Here is a 4,209-nt window from a genome sequence, read left to right on the forward strand (position 1 = left end):
AATCATTCGTTATTTTTGGCCTTTTAACATCGGCAGTCATCACGGCATTTACCTACTCGGCTACTAAAAAAATAAGTGTTAAGCCTAAAAAAGATAACAGACCAAACATCGTATTGATCATGGCCGATGACCTCGGTTATTCGGATATAGGTGCATATGGAGGCGAAATAAAAACCCCAAATCTCGATTATCTGGCATCCCAGGGAATCAGATATAAGCGATTCTATAACACATCCCGCTGCTGCCCTTCAAGAGCCGCATTACTTACTGGAGTGTATAATCATAATGCAGGCATAGGTGAAATGACTACAGATAGGCATGTGGATGGCTATCGCGGTGCACTGGGTACCGATGTGGTTACTCTTGCCGAAGTATTAAAAGATGCGGGTTACAGGACTGCAATGTCCGGAAAATGGCATGTATCCAATACCGTTGAGCAAGACACACCAGAAGCACAGCTCGACTGGCTTAATCATAAAACTGAACATCCGCTATTTTCACCTCTTGAACAGTACCCCACAAACAGGGGATTCGAAAAGTATTTCGGCACACTTTGGGGGGTCGTAGATTATTTTGATCCATTCAGTTTGGTTAGTGGAACAACGCCAATTAAAAGTGTACCTAAAAATTATTATCACACTGATGCTATTAATGATAGCGCCGCTACCTACATTGAAGATTTCAGTAAGGGAGACCAGCCATTTTTCCTATATGTGGCACAAAACGCACCTCACTGGCCTTTACAGGCAAAGCCTGAGGATATTGAAAAATATAAAGATACTTATAAAGGTGGGTGGGACGCAATAAGAGAAGCCAGGTATAACAGAATGGTTAAAATGGGGATTATTGACCCTGAAACGACAAAGCTGTCTCCCCGTATCAACAATGAACTTAAGTGGGGAAATAATCCAGATAAGGAGTGGGGAGCAAGAGCAATGGCGGTACATGCTGCAATGGTAGACGAAATGGATCAGGGCATCGGAAGCATAATAGACGCATTAAAAAAGTCGGGAGAATTGGATAATACCCTTATAATCTTTTTAAGTGATAACGGGGCAAGCCCTGAAGATTGTTCAAAATACGGTAAAGGGTTCGATAGACCGGGTCAAACAAGAGACGGAAAGGAGATCATCTACCCTGTAAATAAAAAGGTATTTCCCGGGCCACAGACAACCTTTGCGTCAATAGGGCAAAGATGGGCCAATGTAGCCAATACACCTTATCAGTATGCCAAAGAGCAATCATATGAAGGTGGTGTCCGTACCCCAATGATTGCTTTTTGGCCTAAAGGAATAACCGCAAAGAGAGGTGCTATGAGTAATCACGTAGGGCATGTAATGGATTTTATGGCAACCTTCATCGAGATTGCCAAGGCAAAATATCCGTCTGTGTATAAAGGAAAATCAATTAAACCGATTCAGGGTTTAAGCTTAACTTCTTCATTTAAAGGCCAAGAAAATGGTGGACATGAATTTCTATTCAATGAGCATTTTAAAGCACGATACGCACGTTCCAAGCAGTGGAAACTGGTTTCCTTATCYAATGACACTACATGGCACCTTTATAAGATAAAGGATGATGAAACAGAGCTAAACGATCTGGCTGCTAAGTTCCCCGAAAAAGTAAAGGATTTAAGTGAAAGATGGCATAAATGGGCAATTGATAACCACGCTTTACCTAAAAAGTAATATTAGCGAGTACCGTCACAAACACCTTTGAAATATCCAACCGATTCCGCTATTCCGGCCAATGGGTCTTTCATATCTTTTTCGTACTTTAAACTACAAGAGCCTGTATAATTTACCTTTCTTAGCATTTTTACATATGCAGGAATGTCAATTACACCACGACCAAGCTCACAGGTGCTGCCATCTTTTGCGGCGGCAGTTACGTTTTTTAAATGCATATCAAAAATGCGTTTAGAAAACTTCTGGAAATCAGCCACCGAATCGCGCCCGTCTCTTTTGTTGTGCCCCATATCAAAGCATATTCCTACGCGCTCATCAAGGTTTTTGATGAGGTTGTATATACTTTCAGCGCTTGGGTATAATTTATCTTCTGGGCCATGGTTATGGATGGCGTATCGAATGTTATATTCTTTTGTTTTTTGGGCAACGTATCCCAGGTCGGCATGTAAGGGGATGCCTACGACCAAATCAACGCCGACTCTTTTGGCGTAATCAAATGCATCGTCAATTTCCTGCTTCGTTTTAGTGTATATAGGCCCTACTGCATAGCCTGTTACGCCGTTCTCTTTAAGCTTAGCGTGAAATGCAGCAATTTCTTCTGCAGTACTTTTATAAGGCAGATGAAAGTCTTTAATACACAGGTAATGCACATCAACCTTTTTCATCATTTTAAGTGATTCATCCAGATTGAAATTAATAAAGCTATAACCGGCAATACCCAGTTTAAATGGATCAGGCTTTCCTTTATCAGATTTCAGTTTAAATGGCTCGGCATAAACAGATGGTATACTGGCCAGGGTAGTTGCAGCTACCCCTAATATTCCTTTGTGCAAAAAGCTTCTTCTTGTAGTCATAATGATTTCACTAGTTTCCGAATTTAGTGTTTAAATTCATGTAGTTCAAACTTCGGCCAACGAAAATGCTTCGCTTTTCAGCGAAAACGTTTGCGTAATGTTTAATTTGGCGAATCAATAATACCGTACATTTTTTTGAGTCCTTTTGCCATTCTGTTTAACTCCTGATTACTTAAGGGACGATCATAAAGCAGAAATCTTGAGATTTCGCCAATAAAGGATTCTGTGCCGGGATGCTCAATAGCATCGCGTTCCTGGCCAATAGAAAGCTTTGAAGGGTTTGCCAATTTGTTAACAGGGAAGGGGTGGCTAACAACAGGCAAAGCACCATTGTTTAAGTACAATGAAAGCGTAACAGTATCAGTTCCTTTACCCATTCGGCCCATTAAAAGATAATATTTGTCAAATTCAAGCACAGCGTTGGCTGTAACTTTAGGGTTGTTGTTATCCCAGCGGCCAAAGGTTATTCCATTTCTGCTGCCCATCCAAATGCTATTGTTGTCATTAAGTCCTGCCCAGATACCTTCATAATTTCCACCATTCTTTAAATTGCCAAAAAAGGAATTTACATCTTTTAGCTCTCCAGATTGTTTTCCAGCCTTTAAAATGCAAAACCAAGTGTATCCACTCCCTGTAAGTAAATGGTCAAACGCATCCTCGTTATGCGCAACAAGTTCCTGTTTATTAAAAATAATTGCATTGTGGCCGTTTAGCTCAGAAAGCTTATTTCTTAAAGATGGCATCCCGGAACCCGTAACTTTTCGACCTTCATCTCTTTTCACAAATTCCTTAACCGCGGGCGCTGAAGCCTGGTTAATCCATTTCTCAACTCTGTTGTCTTTATTTGCAACCACTCCCTTGTCAGCATCCAGATCAACAATTAATCCCTTTTTCAGAATGTTTGCTGGCGATTTGACCAATACGAATCCACATAAAACAGATGTCAATAATATTAGGATGATAGCTATTTTATTCATTGCTTGTATTTGTTAACAGATGTTAAATTAAAGAGTTAAATCTTGCCTCAAGATAAATATTTAATCAATTAGATTTTTATTAAGATAGTTTTTCTGAAAAACAAAGTATGCCATGGAAACAAAGACTGGAGGTAGCAACCAGGTTATTCTGTATAGGATTATAAGAAACACGATGTTAAACAGTACGAAAATCCAAATCAGATAATTTTTTATGTTTAAACCAATCCAACAAAGTAAGCTTCTAAATAAGATAAGGATGCTAAAAGCCTGTAGAAGAAGATTAATTGAATGTATTCCGAAATTACCTATAAACCAAAGTAGCTCGGGGAGCATTAATATTGCATGGTTTAAAAAAGATCCTAAAAACTGCTTTGATATGCTGTAAGGGAAATTCCGCGAGAAATAAAGATACTTCTCGTTAAAACGAAATTCACTGTAGATAAGTAAAGTATGCGCAGTTACGATCATTAATACAACTAAGTTGGGAACGGGAGATCTATCCTTAATATCTGAGAAAACAGCAAATACTCCAACAATAAGTGCCCAGGAGATCGATTTTGTAATTAGATAGGTGATTTTAAGTTTGTCAAAAACAAAGAATGTATACAAAAGAAAAAAGGGCTTATTCCAGTTCCTCAGTAACCTGATCAGGACAGTTTGCCTATCGATATCTATCAATCTATTTGAGCG

At 39.2% G+C, this 4,209-nt stretch carries 4 protein-coding genes; 1 reads left to right on the forward strand and 3 read right to left on the reverse strand.

The window, feature by feature from the left end; all coding sequences use genetic code 11:
• On the forward strand, nt 1–1,688 hold a 1,688-nt coding region (locus AC1DDX_RS24490; RefSeq protein ID WP_477622750.1), incomplete at its 5' end, for an arylsulfatase.
• A 2-nt stretch (nt 1,689–1,690) separates the two neighbouring features.
• Here AC1DDX_RS24490 and AC1DDX_RS24495 read toward each other — a convergent pair.
• The 3 genes from AC1DDX_RS24495 to AC1DDX_RS24505 form a co-directional block, all read right to left on the reverse strand.
• Nucleotides 1,691–2,542: a sugar phosphate isomerase/epimerase family protein gene (locus AC1DDX_RS24495; protein ID WP_477612384.1), complete on the reverse strand. Its 852-nt coding sequence runs from the start codon at nt 2,540–2,542 to the stop codon at nt 1,691–1,693.
• 101 nt (nt 2,543–2,643) lie between these two features.
• On the reverse strand, nt 2,644–3,519 hold the full coding sequence (locus AC1DDX_RS24500; RefSeq protein WP_172662635.1) for a LamG domain-containing protein: 876 nt from the start codon (nt 3,517–3,519) through the stop codon (nt 2,644–2,646).
• A 60-nt stretch (nt 3,520–3,579) separates the two neighbouring features.
• Nucleotides 3,580–4,209: hypothetical protein (locus AC1DDX_RS24505; RefSeq protein WP_477622751.1), on the reverse strand; the 630-nt coding region annotated here is incomplete at its 5' end.

The organism is Pedobacter sp. 10L46_2 (assembly GCF_056395165.1).

Bases quoted from the DNA above. Each gene is read 5' to 3' on its own strand.
- AC1DDX_RS24495 (WP_477612384.1), bottom strand. From the start codon at position 2,542: ATGACTACAAGAAGAAGCTTTTTGCACAAAGGAATATTAGGGGTAGCT.
- AC1DDX_RS24500 (WP_172662635.1), bottom strand. From the start codon at position 3,519: ATGAATAAAATAGCTATCATCCTAATATTATTGACATCTGTTTTATGT.